Here is a 16,362-nt window from a genome sequence, read left to right on the forward strand (position 1 = left end):
GCAATTTGCTCTATGTCTGAATTTTTGAGGTAAGTATGAAGATGTTAATTACGCTATTCAGCGCCGCTATTATTTCTTTTTCTGCCAATACGTTAGCAAGCTCTGAGCGAGAGACGTTAAAAGCATTGCAAGATGCATGTAAGCTGAAGCAAGTTCCGCGCTTGTGTGCTGTAAACCTTCCTAACAAGAACTTTATTGGTCAATGTGTCGATGCTAAAGCCTATGGTCTTATCTGTGTTTATTTTAGACAGAGTTAAGAGTAACCAAAGCTAAGGTTTCAGCGCCTTAGCTTTGGTTATTTATGATAGCGCTTACATCAAGTTTATCTCTACTCTCCTTTCGTTTTTGTCCACTTGTACTCACCTGTTTTATGTAAACAAACCGCTCATTGATCACTCAAATTGATCTCCGTCTATTAACTTTTATTTATTGACGAAAAACGAGTTAGGTCCCAGTTATAGGTCAAAATTTTCTCTATATTTAGGTAAAGGACAACGCCTCTGGAGGTCTCTATGATCAAGGTTGAAGATATGATGACACGCAACCCTCATACACTATTGAGTACCAATACGTTGCGTGATGCTCAAAGCATGATGGAAGCACTCGATATTCGACATATTCCTGTCGTTGATACAAACAAGCATTTAAAAGGCTTGGTAACACATCGTGATATTCTCGCGGCCAAAGAATCGAGTTTACATACCGAAAAAGACGAATTCTCATTTACACTCGACGCCCCACTCAACGATGTCATGCACACCAACATCATGACCGCTGAACCAAGAGCGGGACTGAAAGAAAGCGCCATTTATATGCAAAAACACAAGGTGGGTTGCTTGCCAGTCGTCAGCAAAGGCAACTTAGTCGGCATCATTACAGACACTGACTTCGTCACCATCGCGATTAACTTGCTAGAATTGCAAGAAGAAGTTGAGCCAGAAGAAATAGAGCCCAACGAGTAATTCAACAGCCATTATCGATTCTGACTGGGTCAAACAAAAAAAGCGGCTAACTACATGATAGTTAACCGCTCTAAATATAATCGCTAATAGCTCTCTATATACTAGCTAACGGCTCTGCATATACGAACGACAGCTCTAGGTGAGATAATTTATCGTTCTAAATCAGGCCGCTTATTTGCCATTAACCCGTTTAGAACTGATCTTCTTCAGTCGATCCCGTCAATGCCGTTACTGAAGAGTTACCGCCTTGGATGGTATTGGTCATTCTGTCAAAGTAACCCGTACCTACCTCTTGCTGGTGCGCTACGAATGTGTAGCCTTTCTCTGCCGCTTCAAACTCAGGACGCTGAACTTTCTCAACATAATGACGCATGCCCTCACCTTGTGCGTAAGCATGTGCCAGTTCGAACATGTTGAACCACATGTTGTGGATGCCTGCTAGCGTGATGAACTGGTACTTGTAGCCCATATCCGCTAGCTCTTGTTGGAACTTAGCAATGGTCTCAGCATCTAGGTTCTTCTCCCAGTTAAATGATGGCGAACAGTTGTATGCCAACAGTTGGTCTGGGTACTCTGCATGAATCGCTTCTGCAAACTTACGCGCCTCTTCTAGACAAGGCGTTGCTGTCTCACACCAAATGAGATCCGCATATGGCGCGTAAGCTAGACCACGAGAAATAGCTTGGTCGATACCTGCACGAACACGGTAGAACCCCTCTGGCGTGCGCTCTCCTTGAATAAAGTCTTTATCGTATGGGTCACAATCAGACGTTAGCAAGTCTGCTGCGTTAGCATCGGTACGCGCAATTACCAGCGTTGTCGTACCAGCAACATCCGCAGCCAAGCGAGCCGCGACCAGTTTTTGCACCGCTTCTTGAGTTGGAACCAGTACTTTACCGCCCATGTGACCACACTTCTTCACTGACGCCAGTTGGTCTTCAAAGTGAACACCTGCCGCACCTGCATCGATCATCGACTTCATTAGCTCGTAAGCGTTAAGTACACCACCAAAGCCTGCTTCTGCATCCGCTACGATTGGTAGGAAGTAATCAATACCGCCTTCGTCTTCTGGCGACTTACCCGCTGACCACTGGATTTGGTCTGCGCGACGGAATGAGTTATTGATGCGCTTTACTACCGATGGCACAGAATCTACTGGGTACAGAGATTGGTCAGGGTACATCGTCGAAGCGGTGTTGTTGTCAGCTGCTACCTGCCAACCTGACAGGTAAATCGCTTCAATACCCGCTTTTGCTTGCTGTACGGCTTGACCACCCGTTAGTGCACCAAGGCAGTTTACGTAGCCTTTCTTTGAGCTACCATTGACCAGTGACCAAAGTTTGTCAGCACCACGTTGTGCGATTGTGTTCGCAGGCACCATAGAGCCACGCAGTTCTACTACTTCTTCTGCTGTGTAAGTACGCTTTACATTTTTCCAGCGTGGGTTGGTTGCCCAATCTTTTTCCAGAGCTTCAATTTGTTGGCGGCGAGTTAAGTTAGTCATTGGTCTATCCCTCTTATAATGTGCACTTGTGCATGTGCGTTGAGTTTTCCGTTCTCAGGCAGTACATCCTTATCTGCCTCGAATCCTTCACGTATTGGTTAAATAAACATGTATTAGTTAAATAAATGGAGTGTTCTAAATCTTTGGGTTAATCCAAGTAGTCGTAACCTGGAATGGTTAAAAAGTTGGTCAGTTCATCACTGGTGGTGAGCCTTGCCATCAAGTCTGCCGCTTCTTCAAATCGACCTGCTTGGTAACGCTGCTCGCCAATTTCTTGCTTCACGACTTCAATCTCTTCTTTCAGGTAGAGTTCGAACAGCTCCTTAGTGACCTTCAATCCGTTATCGAGCGACTTGCCGTGTTGAATCCATTGCCAGATAGAAGCACGGGAGATTTCTGCCGTTGCTGCATCTTCCATCAGTCCGTAAATCGGCACACAACCGTTGCCAGAGATCCAAGCTTCGATGTATTGCAGCGCAACGCGGATGTTGTGGCGCATACCTTCTTCTGAGCGCTCACCCTCACACGGTTCAAGCAGCTCTGCGGCGGTGATTGGTGCGTCTTCTGAGCGGCTCACGTCCAATTGGTTGGTGCGCTGCCCCAGTGTGGCACTGAACACCTCCATTGCGGTGTCTGCCAACCCCGGGTGAGCAACCCAAGTGCCGTCATGACCGTTGTTAGCTTCTAGCGATTTATCGTTGTGGATCTTATCCAGCACTTTTTGGTTCTCTTGTGGGTCTTTAGCCGGAATAAAGGCTGCCATGCCGCCCATCGCAAATGCGCCACGTTTATGACAAGTACGCACCAACAATCTTGAGTAAGCGTTGAGGAATGGCTTATCCATGGTCACCACTTGGCGATCCGGAAGTACGCGATCTGGGTGGTTTTTTAGTGTTTTGATGTAGCTAAAGATGTAATCCCAACGACCACAGTTCAAACCAACGATGTGCTCTTTCAGTGAGAAGAGAATCTCATCCATTTCGAATACGGCTGGTAAAGTTTCAATCAGTACAGTCGCTTTGATGGTGCCTGTATCCAAACCGAAATACTCTTCGGTGAAATGGAACACTTCGCTCCACCACTTCGCTTCATGATGCGATTGCAGCTTTGGAATGTAGAAGTAAGGACCGCTTCCCTTTTTCAGTAGCGCCTTATAGTTGTTGTAAAAGTACAGAGCAAAATCGAATAGCGCACCTGGAATGATCTGACCGTGCCACGTGACATGTTTTTCTTTTAGATGCAGCCCCCGAACACGGCAGATCAACACCGCTGGGTCTTCTGCCAGCTGATAGTGCTTGCCATTGCCAGGATTGGTGTAGCTGATGGTGCCATTAACAGCGTCACGCAGGTTAATTTGACCATCCAGAACTTTACTCCACGCCGGAGACATTGAGTCTTCGAAGTCTGCCATGAATACTTTTACATTCGCATTCAGTGCGTTAATCACCATCTTGCGATCGGTTGGTCCGGTAATTTCCACTCGGCGATCTTGCAGATCTTGCGGGATTCCAAGGATCTTCCAGCTTCCTTCACGAATGTCTTGTGTCTCTGGTAGAAAGTCTGGCAACTCACCTGCATCGATGCGTGCTTGCTTCTCTTCTCGTGCTTCCAGCAACTGTTCAACACGTCCGGCAAATTTTTCACACAGTAGAGATAAAAAAGTTTGGGCTTCAACAGGGAAAATTGCTTGATGTTCAGGAGCAACGACTCCATTCACCTCAAGCATGCCTTGGGTTTGCTTTAGTTGTTGTGTTTTTTGTTCTGTCTGAGCAAGCATAATCATTCATCCTTAACGTGCTTTATCCATCTTGGGCAGTCAGCCTAAAGCTACATTTGTAAGTTATGAACAACAAATTACATCCTTTGATTTGGTGTTCAGTTCGCTTCGTTATGTCTATACCTTGCGCAACCTAAGTTACTTTTTCAATCTAGACATAAGTCTTACAAGCCTTTAATTAAGCTATACCAACAGCGGTTTAAGCGAAACCCCCAAAGTAAACAAAACGTTAAATTTGAAGTTTTGTTCGGAATCAAACAAGTGTTTGATTTTTGATGGTTATTTGTAATTAATTACGTAATTTAATTACAGTTATTTTTCAGGCTTTTTTTGAATTCAAACAGGCGTATGAATAGTAAGGTGAGGAGAAAATCCTTGTATTCACAAGGGCTAGCATAAGGAAGTTAAACGCAACTCAAACGCTTTAAAGGCTAAAATGTGTAAAATTAACATTGTGAAATTTCACTATTTTATGAAATCTTCATGAAAGTTTGTCTGTGAAATTTTACAAGTCAAAGTTCACGGTTAGAATAAAATGCTAAAAAGCACACTTTTTACAGTGTGCTTTTGAAGTTAAATTGAGGTTGTACAGGCTAATACTAATCGCTATAGCAGTTCGGAGACGAGATCTGCCAATTGATTAAAAGTGTTAGATCGTGACGAACTAGGGCGCCACACTAAACCAATATTGCGATACGCCTGCTGACCTGGAGGGTCGATCACTACCAAGTTCTGATTGTGCAGCAAACCGTGATCAATGGCCATTTGCGGAATAAACGTGGTGCCTAGACCATTCGCCACCATTTGTACCAAGGTATGCAGACTAGTTGCGGTGAATGGGTTGATCTTCTCTTTATCGGTTAACTTACATGCCGATACAGCATGCTCAGTTAGGCAATGTTCTTTCTCTAATAAAAAAACCGATTCATTAGGAAGATCAGCATAGCGGATAGGCACAGAAACAGAATCCGCTTGATTTGCACTGATTACCATGCGGAATGGGTCTTGCCCCACCACACGACTTTCCATCCCATCGATTTCTACGGGCAGTGCCAAAATCAGCACATCTAACTCACCATGACGCAACGCCTGCAACAAATTCGTCGTGGTATCTTCGCGCAACAATAAATTCAGTTGAGGAAAGCGGTAATTCACCTCTTGAACTAGATCGCAAAGTAAAAAAGGCGCAATAGTAGGAATACACCCCACCTTTAGCTGACCTTCCATGTCATCACCTTGGCACAAGCGGCCAAGCTCAACCAAATCTTGTCCTTTCGCAAGTAATTCGCGACCTTGCTGCACCACCAATTCACCAGCTTGGGTAAAAACCAGTGGGCTCTTTTTATCTTTCTTTTCGTAAAGCGGGCAACCAATCAACTCTTCAAGATTTTGGATCCCTTTGCTCAACGTAGATTGACTGACAAAACAACGCTCAGCCGCATCGCTAAAATGTCGCGTTTCGTGCAAAGTGACCAAATAGTGTAACTGCTTCAAGCTAGGCCATTTATTCATAATTCTATTGGTATCTATTGCTGTTCTAGTGATGGAGATAATAGTTTGGGATTTATCGCTTTTTTCGATTAACTCAATCTATTTATTTCGCTTTTTTCAATACTACAATCTGTACTATAGTTTGTCTCGCACAAACACGGACCAAACTGAAATAACTGAATTCGGTTTGGAGCAAACCATAATTTTTAGGAGCAAAAAAATGGTACTAGTAGGTCGTCAAGCCCCTGATTTTACTGCTGCAGCTGTTCTAGGTAACGGTGAAATCATTGAAAACTTCAACTTTGCTGAGTTCACTAAAGGTAAGAAAGCGGTTGTTTTCTTCTACCCACTAGATTTCACGTTCGTTTGCCCATCTGAACTAATTGCATTCGACAACCGTTTCGAAGATTTCCAAGCGAAAGGCGTTGAAGTAATCGGTGTTTCAATCGATTCTCAATTCTCTCACAACGCATGGCGCAACACGCCAGTTGAGAATGGCGGTATTGGTCAAGTTAAATACCCTCTAATCGCTGACGTTAAGCACGAAATTTGTAAAGCTTACGACGTAGAGCACCCAGAAGCTGGCGTTGCTTTCCGTGGTTCTTTCCTAATCGACGAAGATGGTCTTGTACGTCACCAAGTAGTTAACGACCTGCCACTAGGCCGTAACATCGATGAAATGCTACGCATGGTTGATGCACTAAACTTCCACCAAAAGCACGGCGAAGTATGTCCTGCACAATGGGAAGAAGGTAAAGCTGGTATGGACGCATCGCCAAAAGGTGTTGCAGCGTTCCTATCTGAGCACGCAGACGACCTAAGCAAGTAATAGACACTGCCGCCCAAGCTCAACGGGCGAGTTGGTTGGATGTATATATAAAGCAAAAGCTATCGCGGAAAAACCGCAAACGCCAATCAGTCTAAGTAAAGTCATAAAAAAGCCCAGAGTATTCCTCTGGGCTTTCTTTTTGTCTCCATTTTGACAAGGAAAAGAGGCAAGCAAGATTCAAAAAATTTACCTCTATTTCTCCTACCTCTGATGGAGATTCTGCTCTTTCGTCCTGCTAGTATTTGTTCTAATTACAATAATTCAGGACAAACACGTGAACACTCAACTCGAAGTCTGTATCGATAACATTGAATCCCTGCACAATGCCACTGCCGGTGGCGCAACGCGTATCGAATTATGCTCCTCCCTGGCTTTAGGCGGTTTGACACCAAGCTATGGATTTATGCAGCAAGCCGCTAAGCTTTCTTCCGTTCCGGTCTACGCGATGATTCGTCCACGCCAAGGCGACTTTTTCTACAGCGAAGAAGAAATAGAAATGATGCGTTGGGATATTGAAGCTGCACACCAAGCAGGTTTGAACGGTGTCGTTTTTGGGGTATTGACTCAAGACGGCGACATTCATATGCCTTATGCAACAGCGCTGTGTGAATTTGCCCAAGCGCTTGGATTAGGAGTGACATTCCACCGAGCATTTGACCAATGCCGTGACGCAGAAAAATCGCTTGAAGAAATCATCAGCCTCGGCTGCGAGCGCATTTTAACATCGGGGTTAGCTGCATCAGCTCCACAAGGTATCGATGTGCTTACAGTATTAGTAGCGAAAGCGAAAGGTCGTATTGCGATCATGGCCGGAGCGGGAATAAACGCCGATAACGTAAGCCAGTTGATTGAACAAACTCAGGTGACGGAAGTGCACTTGTCTGGAAAAACCACTCGTCCTAGTCACATGACATTCACCTCTGGTCAAAGCAAAATGGGCGCGGCGGATATCGATGACTTTGTTATCCCAATCACTAGCCAAGAAGCCATTGCAAACATGGTAATAGCTCTCAAATAAACATCACGAGCCTCCCTCTTTGACTATCAAGTGCTAACATATTGATAACTAAGGAAGGAGGTTCACTAATGGCAAAACTAAGAAAAAAGGAATATGAAGACGCGCTAGAACAGCTGCAAATTGAGTTGGTTAAACTACAAGAGTGGGTGAAACACAAAGGCTTAAAAGTAGTGATTCTATTCGAGGGTAGAGACGCTGCTGGAAAAGGTGGTGTTATCAAACGCATTACTGAAAAACTCAATCCTCGCGTATGCCGCATCGCCGCACTCCCAGCCCCCACTGAAAAAGAAAAAACCCAATGGTACTTTCAGCGCTATGTGGCCCATCTACCCGCCGCTGGAGAAATTGTTCTATTTGACCGCAGTTGGTATAACCGAGCAGGCGTAGAGAACGTCATGGGCTTTTGCACTCCGGACCAATATGAAGAGTTTCTCCGCTCTTGTCCTGAATTCGAACGCATGCTGCAGCGCTCTGGCATCATTCTCATTAAGTACTGGTTTTCAGTCTCTGATGAAGAGCAAGAGAAGCGTTTTCTCGAACGCATTCATACACCAATCAAACGCTGGAAGTTCAGTCCAATGGATCTAGAATCACGCAATCGCTGGGCAGAATACTCCGAAGCCAAAGATAAGATGTTCGCGTACACAGATACGAAAAACTGTCCTTGGTGGGTTGTGCCCTCTGATGATAAAAAGAAAGCTCGACTCAATTGCATTAGCCACCTACTCAGTCACATTGAATATCAAGAAATTGAGTATCCGCCAATCGCGTTACCAGAGCTGAACAAAGACGGTTACATTCGAGCGCCTATCGAAGACCAAACATTTGTTCCCGATAAGTATTAGAGATTATTCATGGCAAAAGACCTGTACAGCACCTTAGATTTAAACTTATTGAGAACCTTTGTAGTTCTAATGCAAGAAAAAAATATGCGTAAAGCATCGCAACGCTTGTTTGTTTCTCAACCTGCAATAAGCCAATCATTGCAAAAACTGCGTAACCATTTTAACGATGAATTGTTTGTTAAGGTCAAAACAGGTCTTGAGCCGACTCCTTTTGCTGAATCACTGAATAGTGGAATTACGCCTCACCTTGGTGGGCTGGCAGCAGCAGTCAATCTCACCAACAAGTTTGACCCAGCAGAAATTGATCATAAAATTCGTATTGCTCTAGCCCCTATCACCATGACTTGCCTGCCAGGCTTTCTCTTCAAGAAGATACAAACACAGGCGCCCAACGCTCAACTGGAGTTAGTCAGTTGGTCAAACAGTACCATAGATGAAATTTTGAAAGGTGAAACATTACTAGGCGTGAACTATGAGTTACTTCTCTCCAATAAAGAAATCTACACACCCAAATTACTTGATTTAAAAGGTAGAATTATTGTTCGTAACGGCCATCCTATAACCAAGCCCCATGTTGAACCCAAAGATCTTGCTGGTTACCCCATTGCTTCTCTGATTTCTCCAGGATGGAACGATAAATTTAGCTATGCGTCAGAGTTACTCACCGAGATGAGCATCGAACATACTATTGGTTTTCGCTCAGAAATGGTCACTGCAATACTTGATGTGGTTAGACATACTGATATGTATTTACCTCACTCAAACCTATTTCCTGTAGAACAATACCCTGGCTTAAGAGCGCTAGATATAACCATTGATGGTCAACCCCAGATGAAATCTGTTCATGCTCATATGCATGTTCGAAATCGAAATAACCCTTTGGTTAGCTGGTTAGTAAATCTAGCTAAGCAAGGATTGAAGCAGCAAAGTGATAAGTGATGATTATCATTGAGATAATGACTGCCATTTAGTCATATATCATATTTCTCAATAAGATAGCCCTGCTTTTACGGGATATTAGAAAAGCGATTGCTGCAGTATGGATGCTGTCCCTCGTTTATTGATTGAGAATTCATACATGACACACAACATTGCGAAGTTAACCGCTGCCTGTACCCTACTTGCTTCATTTAGCTCATTTGCAGCGGTTATACCTGACCGTCCAGATCCAGGTACCCCAGCAAACCCAATTCAAGGAGTTCCAGAACAACCAGTTCTACCTGAGATCGACAATGGCGTTCCTGGAGTACCTGATCGTCCACACCCAGATCAGTCACCTACACCGCCAATTGAGGCCGCACCGGAGCAACCAACCTTGCCGGAAAAAGACAACGGTATTCCAAGTATTCCAGATCGTCCGACGCCTCAGTTGCCATCAAATCCAATTGAAAACAACCCTACTGATGCTCGCTTAAATCATCTAGAAAACCTTGCGAGAGAATATGATTACCGTTTGAATGAACAAGCTGAGCAAATGGATGGGATTCGTGCCAGTTTGCATGCGGTGACCAACGCTCGCCCATATGCGACAAATGGGGAACTGGCTATTGGCGCAGGTGTCGGCTTTGCTGGTAGTAAAGAGGCTGTCGCTGTAGGTGGCGCTTATGGATTAACCGATCAAGTAAGTTTATCGGGTACATTCCACTACGAATCGTCAGGTAAATATTCGTCGTCTGAAGTCGCAGGCGGTGTGGGCGTGCAATTTACGTTTAAGTAAAAAATCTATCTTATAAGTCCATAGCCAAGGATGGCGCCAACTTAGGTTATTATATGCAACTCAGATTTACTCTTTTCTTACTTGTTCTTGCCCCGCTATCTGTACAAGCAACAGGACTATTTATCTCTCCAGAAGTGAAAGTTGGTTCATTTCGTGGTGCTGGCATTCAAATCGGTACCAATGATATTGCTGGCTTTGACGTACTCTATTTTGATTACTCTCAAGTCACCTATACCAGTGGCAACTTCGATGAAACAATAGATGCTTATCGCCTTGGCTTTCAGCATATGTTTGCACACCAACCTCAAATGGGGTTTCAAGCTAGTTTAGGTATGGCTGACTATCGAGGTTCTTACAGAGAAGAGAAAAGAGACACAAAAGGCTTAAGTGTCGGAGGGGCCTATGTCTATCAAGTGAATCCGATGTTTTCGGTGAGAGCTGGGGCGGATTTAGATATATTTAAAGATGATAAAACCCACACTTTTACCGATACTGCCGTACAGTTCTCTGTGGGTTTTGGTCTTCGTCTGTAACAATAAAATGTCGAACGCCGTATTTAGTACTACTTTAATGCGTCATCAATGCTTTGATCACCAAGATGGCGCACATCTTTTCCTTTCACAAAATAAATAATGTACTCACAAATATTCTGACATCGATCGCCAACACGTTCGATTGCACGTGCCGACCACATAACTTGCAATATATGAGGGATATTTTTAGGGTCTTCCATCATGTAAGTCATCAATTGACGAACTACCGCTTCATACTCAGCATCCAGCTTATCATCCAATTTATACACTTCCGCAGCCGCTTCCACATCCATGCGTGCAAACGCATCAAGCACTTGGTGCAGCATCTGGATAGCTTGACGGCATAATGGCTCTAGGGAAACTTGAAATTGACGTTCTTTCGAGGATGGACTCTCAATCGCCACTCTGGCAATACGAGTCGCCACATCACCAATGCGCTCAAGGTCAGTAATGGTCTTAATGATTGCCATAATCAAGCGTAAATCTTTTGCCGTAGGCTGGCGTTTGGCAATGATACGAGTGCAAGCATCGTCAATAGAGACTTCCATCGCATTCACTTTGTGATCATCACGCACCACTTTTCGTGCCAGTTCAACGTCCTCTTTATTCAAAGCCTGAATGGCATAAGACAACTGCTGCTCAACTAATCCTCCCATTGTCAAAACATGGGTACGAATGGATTCTAGCTCGACGTTAAATTGCCCAGAGATATGGCGTCCAAAATGCATGATGTTCCTTTAAATAAAATTAGGGCTAGCCGTAACGCCCCGTGATGTAATCTTCGGTTTTCTTTTTCATTGGTGAGGTAAAAATTGAATCTGCATCCGAGTATTCGATCAATTTTCCCATATGAATAAAGGCGGTATGGTCACTTACTCGCGCTGCCTGTTGCATGTTATGAGTAACGATAACTACAGTATATTGAGTCTTGAGCTCGTTGATAAGCTCTTCAATGGTTAAAGTTGATATTGGATCCAAAGCTGAAGTCGGCTCATCAAGCAGCAGCACTTCAGGTTCAATAGCAACAGCTCGGGCAATAACCAAACGTTGTTGCTGCCCGCCAGATAAACCAAAGGCATTCTCATGTAGGCGATCTTTGACCTCATCCCACAGTGCTGCAGAGCGCAACGAGCGTTCTACCGCATCATCTAAGCTGCGTCGATTTTTGACACCTTGTAAGCGTAGCCCATAGACAACATTTTCATAAATTGATTTGGGGAATGGATTCGGTCGTTGGAACACCATACCGACTCGACGTCTCAAGGTTGCCACGTCAACACTTGGGTCATACACATTTTTACCATGCAGTCGAACTTTTCCGGTCACTTTACAGCCCTCAACCAAATCGTTCATACGATTGATACAGCGTAAAAGCGTTGATTTTCCGCAACCTGACGGGCCGATAAACGCGGTCACTCGACCACGAGGGATACGCATCGAAATATCATGCAAAGCTTGAGCCTGGCCATAAAACAAATTCAGATTTTCAATTGAAATAGCGGTTTGTTCATCCGTTAGGTTATGCACATCTAATGGCGGTTCATAACCTAATGTATTGTCAAAGTTAAACATGCTTAATCTTGTCCCAACGTTCTGTACTTCTCGCGTAGATTATTTCGAATGCTAATTGCCGTTAAGTTTAGCCCGACAATCACGGTCACGAGTAGGAACGAAGTTGCGTAAACCAACGGTCTCGCCGCTTCGATGTTCGAGGTCTGAAAGCCGACATCATAAATATGAAAACCTAAATGCATGAATTTTCTTTCTAGATGCACATAAGGGAATTGCCCATCGACGGGTAAACTAGAGGCCAGCTTCACTACTCCCACCAGCATCAATGGTGCCACCTCGCCTGCCGCGCGCGCAATCGCCAAGATTAAACCGGTAATAATGGCAGGGGTCGCCATAGGTAAAACAACACGCCATAAGGTTTCAAACTGTGTAGCGCCTAACGCAAGTGAACCATGCCGTACTGAGTTAGGAATACGGGTCAGTCCCTCTTCTGTCGTGACGATAACAACAGGCAAAGTTAATACAGCGAGTGTTAAGGCAGACCAAAGCAAACCTGGCGTACCAAAAGTTGGGGCAGGTAATCGTTCTACGTAAAATACGTTATCGATTGAGGCTCCGATCGTATAAACAAAGAAGCCTAGACCAAACACGCCATAAACAATCGATGGAACACCTGCAAGGTTTATAACCGCAATTCGAATAATTCGGGTTAACGCGTTATTTTTAGCGTATTCATGCAAATAAATGGCTGCCACAACACCAAGGGGCATGACGATTATCGACATGATGATCACCAAAAAAACAGTGCCAAATATCGCGGGAAATACCCCTCCTTCAGAGTTAGATTCGCGAGGATCTTCTGATAGAAACTTCCACACTTGCTTCCCCCAATGTGCCACTTTCTCTGGCAATGACATGCTATTTGGATACCAATAGTCCAAAATGTCTTTCAAGGGGATGGTAACTTGTTCTCCCATCATATCTTCAACGATTAGGGAATAATCAGACATCCCTAGCCTCAGGCCATCAAGTTGGACATCGAGCATAGCCAACTCTTGTTCGAGTGCATTTTTCTGTTTGCTATTATCAGCTAGAAATTCGTCCGTGATCGTGTTGTTTAACTCATGCTTACGTTTAGCGAGACGCAGTTGTTCCAACTGCCAGCCCAGATCTTTCACTTGATCATCCACCAGCATATCAATTTCACGGCGCAATCTTTCCGCATCTTTCAATTTGTTGTTCAACAAATCCTGGATGTTATTTTCGTAGCGTGTTTGTCCATCTTGAAAGGCGACAATTTTGCCAAAGAAGTAGCCGCCACTACTGCGCTCAATCACCGCCCACTCGCTTGGCGTAGTAGGTTCATCCAATTGCATTTTTAGTACGGAAATAAAATCGGCAGGATACAGCTCTCGATTTGCAATTTTAATGTTGAGCCGCGTGGCAAACTCTTCATCATCGGCCAGTTTATTTCGAGCATCTTCTGGTAAATAACTCCTAGGTACAAAACTACGCTCATAGATTTGACCAACGAGTATTGAGTTTTTATCCAGCACTTCGCCTTGCACTGGGGTGAGCGCTGCAACATTCCATTGATACAAAGGTGCAGGCCAAAAATAAGTCAGACCTTTCCAACCAATTAGCAACAGCAAACCTAAAACTGAGAGTAAGCTGATACTTACCGCCCCACCCGTCAGCCAAATCCAAGGTGCGCCAGAACGAATCCAATTTAACACTTGCCCACCCGCTCTCTCTTTAAATCATTACAACGCACGATATTTATCCCTAAGTCGTTGACGTACCCACTCAGCCAACGCATTCACCGCGAAAGTGAAGACAAACAAAATCAATGCAGAGAGGAACAATAATCGATAATGTGAGCTTCCCACTTCAGATTCTGGTAGCTCTACCGCTATCGTTGCCGACAAACTTCGCAAACCCTCTAATATATTCCAATCCATTAATGGTGTGTTGCCCGTCGCCATTAGTACAATCATGGTCTCTCCCACCGCGCGCCCCAATCCCATCATTATGGCGGAGAAAATACCAGGGCTCGCCGTTAACAAAACCACATAAATCAAGGTCTGCCAAGGTGTCGCTCCCAGCGCAAGGGAGCCATCTGACAAATGCTTAGGCACGGAGAAAATCGCATCTTCTGCAATAGTAAAAATCGTCGGTATGACGGCAAACCCCATCGCAAGGCCAACCACAAGCGCGTTACGCTGATCAAAACCAATACCATGATCGGTAAGAAAGAGTCGGATATCACCGCCAAAAAAGTGCTGTTCAAGCGTCGGAGAAACCCATATTCCCAGAACGATAAGTAGCAATAGAACAGGCATTAATACCAACGCATGCCAACCATTAGGAAACTGATTGCGCAGCCTCTGAGGAAGTAGGGCCCACAACGCACCAATAACCATTGTACTTAAAGGCAATACGAACAATAACACCACCACCGTAATTAGGTGATCTTCAACAATCGGGGCAAACCAGAGCCCAGCAAGAAAACCTATGATAACGGTAGGCAGCGCTTCCATCAGCTCAATGGATGGTTTAACGACTCTGCGCATCCGCGGCGACATAAAATACGCGGTGTATATTGCCCCCAATACGGCAAGTGGCACTGAAAACAGCATCGCAAACATCGCCGCTTTAATGGTGCCAAATGCGATGGGAACAAGACTAAATTTTGCTTCGAAGTTATCACTTGCCGACGTCGATTGCCACACGAACTCCGGTTCAGGATAGCCCTCGTACCACACTTTTTGCCACAAGGAAGACAATGAGATTTCTGGATAAGGATTATCAACCGCGGTAACACTTAACTCGTTATTTTGCCACGTAATCAAATAGCGTTCGTTATTCGACATTGCCGCAATAGCGGGAGCCTGATGAAACGCGCGTTCAAACAGGACTAACTTTTCACTTGTCGTGTAATGACTTTGTAATGTGCCATTGGTGTAAAAACTATAAAAACCTTTGCGATGAGAGTCAGGAAGCAAATACTTCACCTCCGACGCTAATTTGAAATCGCGAATATGGGTTAACTTTCGCTGATCACCTTGCAACGTATCAAACCACTGAGACACTTTTCCGTCATTATGAGTCACCAAAAGCGAATACGCACCAGCTAAAAGATCCATAGTTCTCACAGAGTGCTTTTGGTCCCCCTCTGTTAAATCAACCACTTCTCGAACAGCAAACTTATCCAACTGCTTAACCAAAACAATGAGCTCTGAGCCCGTACGTAAATACAGAGTTTGCCCATCAGGCGTAAGCAACATCTGTTCAGGTTTATCAAACGCCGATGAAAAAGCAAACTCAACAACAGTTGGAGACATCCCCAATCCCGGCGTCTCTTGCCAACGCGCTTTAAGCAAACCACTCTGAGTTTGCCATACTAACGTTAAAGCGTCCGTATTCGCACTAAAGGCAAATAAGGTAACAGGATCGTGCGTGTCGCTCAGCTGCATGTTCATACTTGATTGCAGATCTATAATCTCTGGAGGGCGAGTATTTTCTCGTAAGGTTGCGTTAAATTCCGGCTTGAAGATGTGGGCTTGTCCATTAGCACCCACCAAGCCATACCAACCAAGTCCTGGGGCTGACTGAGAAAAAGCAACAGGATTTTTTGCCACTTGCTGTTCATACAGCACTGGCTTATTAGGGTCGTCCAAAGATAAAAAGCGTAGCTGACCATCAGATGTCAATTCAAAAGCAATTTGAGAGTAATCATCAACAGAAATTGCGAGGGGCTTACCAGAATGAGTCACGCGAGAGGCATAGTTAGTTTCGATCTCTGCATCAGAAAACAGAGGAATGATCACCATGGCAAGGTAAACAAAGATCAGCACGAGAGCAGCGAGAACACCGACACCTCCTGAGGTCACTGCAAATCGGACTAAACGATCTTTGAACAATCGTTTCTTATCTTTTTCCTGCAATGAAAACTCGGCCTGTGCCATTGATCTCTCTACCCTTTTTGACTTAGTACTAGAATATGTCGTTAAGATGACAATTATATTACAGATCACATTAAACAACTGAAAAGAATACAACTCTTATGCAATGTGTAGAATGAAATAAATCTGTAACGAAAATCTCATAGTGTTCACATTTATCTTATTTCCATCGTGAGCATGGAATGCTTCACTTTTAGATTAGGTAGAAT

At 44.4% G+C, this 16,362-nt stretch carries 14 protein-coding genes and 2 pseudogenes; 8 read left to right on the forward strand and 8 right to left on the reverse strand.

Annotated features, from left to right (window positions below):
• Positions 1 to 35 precede the first annotated feature (35 nt).
• Both KHN78_RS04435 and KHN78_RS04440 read left to right on the forward strand, forming a co-directional pair.
• A complete protein-coding gene (locus KHN78_RS04435; RefSeq protein ID WP_211919927.1) occupies positions 36 to 257 on the forward strand; it encodes a hypothetical protein in 222 nt (73 codons plus the stop codon).
• Between the two features lie 255 nt (positions 258 to 512).
• Entirely contained in the window at positions 513 to 962 is a 450-nt protein-coding gene (locus KHN78_RS04440; RefSeq protein ID WP_211919928.1) for a CBS domain-containing protein, read from the forward strand.
• A 190-nt stretch (positions 963 to 1,152) separates the two neighbouring features.
• Here the strand turns inward: KHN78_RS04440 and aceA are convergent, their stop codons facing one another.
• The 3 genes from aceA to KHN78_RS04455 form a co-directional block, all read right to left on the reverse strand.
• On the reverse strand, positions 1,153 to 2,466 hold the full coding sequence (aceA, locus tag KHN78_RS04445) for an isocitrate lyase (protein ID WP_211919929.1): 1,314 nt from the start codon (positions 2,464 to 2,466) through the stop codon (positions 1,153 to 1,155).
• Positions 2,467 to 2,614: 148 nt separating this feature from the next.
• On the reverse strand, positions 2,615 to 4,243 hold the full coding sequence (gene aceB / locus KHN78_RS04450) for a malate synthase A (protein WP_005424786.1): 1,629 nt from the start codon (positions 4,241 to 4,243) through the stop codon (positions 2,615 to 2,617).
• A gap of 606 nt (positions 4,244 to 4,849) precedes the next feature.
• Positions 4,850 to 5,755 (reverse strand): hydrogen peroxide-inducible genes activator, encoded by a 906-nt coding sequence (locus KHN78_RS04455; RefSeq protein ID WP_211919930.1) that lies wholly within the window; start codon positions 5,753 to 5,755, stop codon positions 4,850 to 4,852.
• Positions 5,756 to 5,954: 199 nt separating this feature from the next.
• Between KHN78_RS04455 and KHN78_RS04460 the strand changes: the two genes are divergently transcribed.
• The 6 genes from KHN78_RS04460 to KHN78_RS04485 all read left to right on the forward strand — a co-directional run bounded on the left by KHN78_RS04460 (position 5,955) and on the right by KHN78_RS04485 (position 10,676).
• Positions 5,955 to 6,563, forward strand: a complete 609-nt coding sequence (locus tag KHN78_RS04460) for a peroxiredoxin C (protein ID WP_128811563.1) — start codon at positions 5,955 to 5,957, stop codon at positions 6,561 to 6,563.
• Between the two features lie 274 nt (positions 6,564 to 6,837).
• Entirely contained in the window at positions 6,838 to 7,581 is a 744-nt protein-coding gene (locus tag KHN78_RS04465) for a copper homeostasis protein CutC (RefSeq protein ID WP_211919931.1), read from the forward strand.
• A gap of 68 nt (positions 7,582 to 7,649) precedes the next feature.
• Entirely contained in the window at positions 7,650 to 8,426 is a 777-nt protein-coding gene (gene ppk2 / locus KHN78_RS04470; protein WP_211919932.1) for a polyphosphate kinase 2, read from the forward strand.
• A 9-nt stretch (positions 8,427 to 8,435) separates the two neighbouring features.
• Positions 8,436 to 9,365, forward strand: a complete 930-nt coding sequence (locus KHN78_RS04475) for a LysR family transcriptional regulator (protein WP_211919933.1) — start codon at positions 8,436 to 8,438, stop codon at positions 9,363 to 9,365.
• A gap of 139 nt (positions 9,366 to 9,504) precedes the next feature.
• The gene (locus KHN78_RS04480) at positions 9,505 to 10,143 is read left to right on the forward strand and encodes a YadA C-terminal domain-containing protein (RefSeq protein WP_211919934.1); all 639 of its coding nucleotides are present in this window, start codon (positions 9,505 to 9,507) and stop codon (positions 10,141 to 10,143) included.
• A 53-nt stretch (positions 10,144 to 10,196) separates the two neighbouring features.
• On the forward strand, positions 10,197 to 10,676 hold the full coding sequence (locus KHN78_RS04485) for a hypothetical protein (RefSeq protein ID WP_211919935.1): 480 nt from the start codon (positions 10,197 to 10,199) through the stop codon (positions 10,674 to 10,676).
• 29 nt (positions 10,677 to 10,705) lie between these two features.
• On the opposite strand, the gene phoU is transcribed toward KHN78_RS04485, so the two are convergent.
• The 5 genes and pseudogenes from phoU to KHN78_RS04505 all read right to left on the reverse strand — a co-directional run bounded on the left by phoU (position 10,706) and on the right by KHN78_RS04505 (position 16,156).
• On the reverse strand, positions 10,706 to 11,404 hold the full coding sequence (gene phoU, locus KHN78_RS04490; protein ID WP_211919936.1) for a phosphate signaling complex protein PhoU: 699 nt from the start codon (positions 11,402 to 11,404) through the stop codon (positions 10,706 to 10,708).
• A gap of 25 nt (positions 11,405 to 11,429) precedes the next feature.
• Positions 11,430 to 12,248 carry a phosphate ABC transporter ATP-binding protein PstB gene (gene pstB / locus KHN78_RS04495; protein ID WP_211919937.1) on the reverse strand — a complete coding sequence of 273 codons (819 nt, stop codon included), beginning with the start codon at positions 12,246 to 12,248 and terminating at the stop codon, positions 11,430 to 11,432.
• A 2-nt stretch (positions 12,249 to 12,250) separates the two neighbouring features.
• Positions 12,251 to 13,186 (reverse strand): annotated as a pseudogene (pstA, locus tag KHN78_RS22055) (phosphate ABC transporter permease PstA); the annotation flags it as partial.
• Between the two features lie 287 nt (positions 13,187 to 13,473).
• Positions 13,474 to 13,924 (reverse strand): annotated as a pseudogene (locus KHN78_RS22060) (phosphate ABC transporter, permease protein PstA); the annotation flags it as partial.
• Between the two features lie 27 nt (positions 13,925 to 13,951).
• Positions 13,952 to 16,156 (reverse strand): ABC transporter permease subunit, encoded by a 2,205-nt coding sequence (locus KHN78_RS04505; protein ID WP_211919939.1) that lies wholly within the window; start codon positions 16,154 to 16,156, stop codon positions 13,952 to 13,954.
• Between the last annotated feature and the right edge of the window lie 206 nt (positions 16,157 to 16,362).

This window comes from Vibrio sp. B1REV9 (genome assembly GCF_905175395.2).
In the GTDB taxonomy this organism is placed as follows: domain Bacteria; phylum Pseudomonadota; class Gammaproteobacteria; order Enterobacterales; family Vibrionaceae; genus Vibrio; species Vibrio alfacsensis.

Bases quoted from the DNA above. Each gene is read 5' to 3' on its own strand.
- KHN78_RS04480 (WP_211919934.1), top strand. From the start codon at position 9,505: ATGACACACAACATTGCGAAGTTAACCGCTGCCTGTACCCTACTTGCT.
- KHN78_RS04455 (WP_211919930.1), bottom strand. From the start codon at position 5,755: ATGAATAAATGGCCTAGCTTGAAGCAGTTACACTATTTGGTCACTTTG.
- aceB (WP_005424786.1), bottom strand. From the start codon at position 4,243: ATGCTTGCTCAGACAGAACAAAAAACACAACAACTAAAGCAAACCCAA.
- pstB (WP_211919937.1), bottom strand. From the start codon at position 12,248: ATGTTTAACTTTGACAATACATTAGGTTATGAACCGCCATTAGATGTG.
- KHN78_RS04440 (WP_211919928.1), top strand. From the start codon at position 513: ATGATCAAGGTTGAAGATATGATGACACGCAACCCTCATACACTATTG.
- phoU (WP_211919936.1), bottom strand. From the start codon at position 11,404: ATGCATTTTGGACGCCATATCTCTGGGCAATTTAACGTCGAGCTAGAA.
- KHN78_RS04460 (WP_128811563.1), top strand. From the start codon at position 5,955: ATGGTACTAGTAGGTCGTCAAGCCCCTGATTTTACTGCTGCAGCTGTT.
- KHN78_RS04505 (WP_211919939.1), bottom strand. From the start codon at position 16,156: ATGGCACAGGCCGAGTTTTCATTGCAGGAAAAAGATAAGAAACGATTG.
- KHN78_RS04485 (WP_211919935.1), top strand. From the start codon at position 10,197: ATGCAACTCAGATTTACTCTTTTCTTACTTGTTCTTGCCCCGCTATCT.
- ppk2 (WP_211919932.1), top strand. From the start codon at position 7,650: ATGGCAAAACTAAGAAAAAAGGAATATGAAGACGCGCTAGAACAGCTG.
- KHN78_RS04475 (WP_211919933.1), top strand. From the start codon at position 8,436: ATGGCAAAAGACCTGTACAGCACCTTAGATTTAAACTTATTGAGAACC.
- aceA (WP_211919929.1), bottom strand. From the start codon at position 2,466: ATGACTAACTTAACTCGCCGCCAACAAATTGAAGCTCTGGAAAAAGAT.
- KHN78_RS04435 (WP_211919927.1), top strand. From the start codon at position 36: ATGAAGATGTTAATTACGCTATTCAGCGCCGCTATTATTTCTTTTTCT.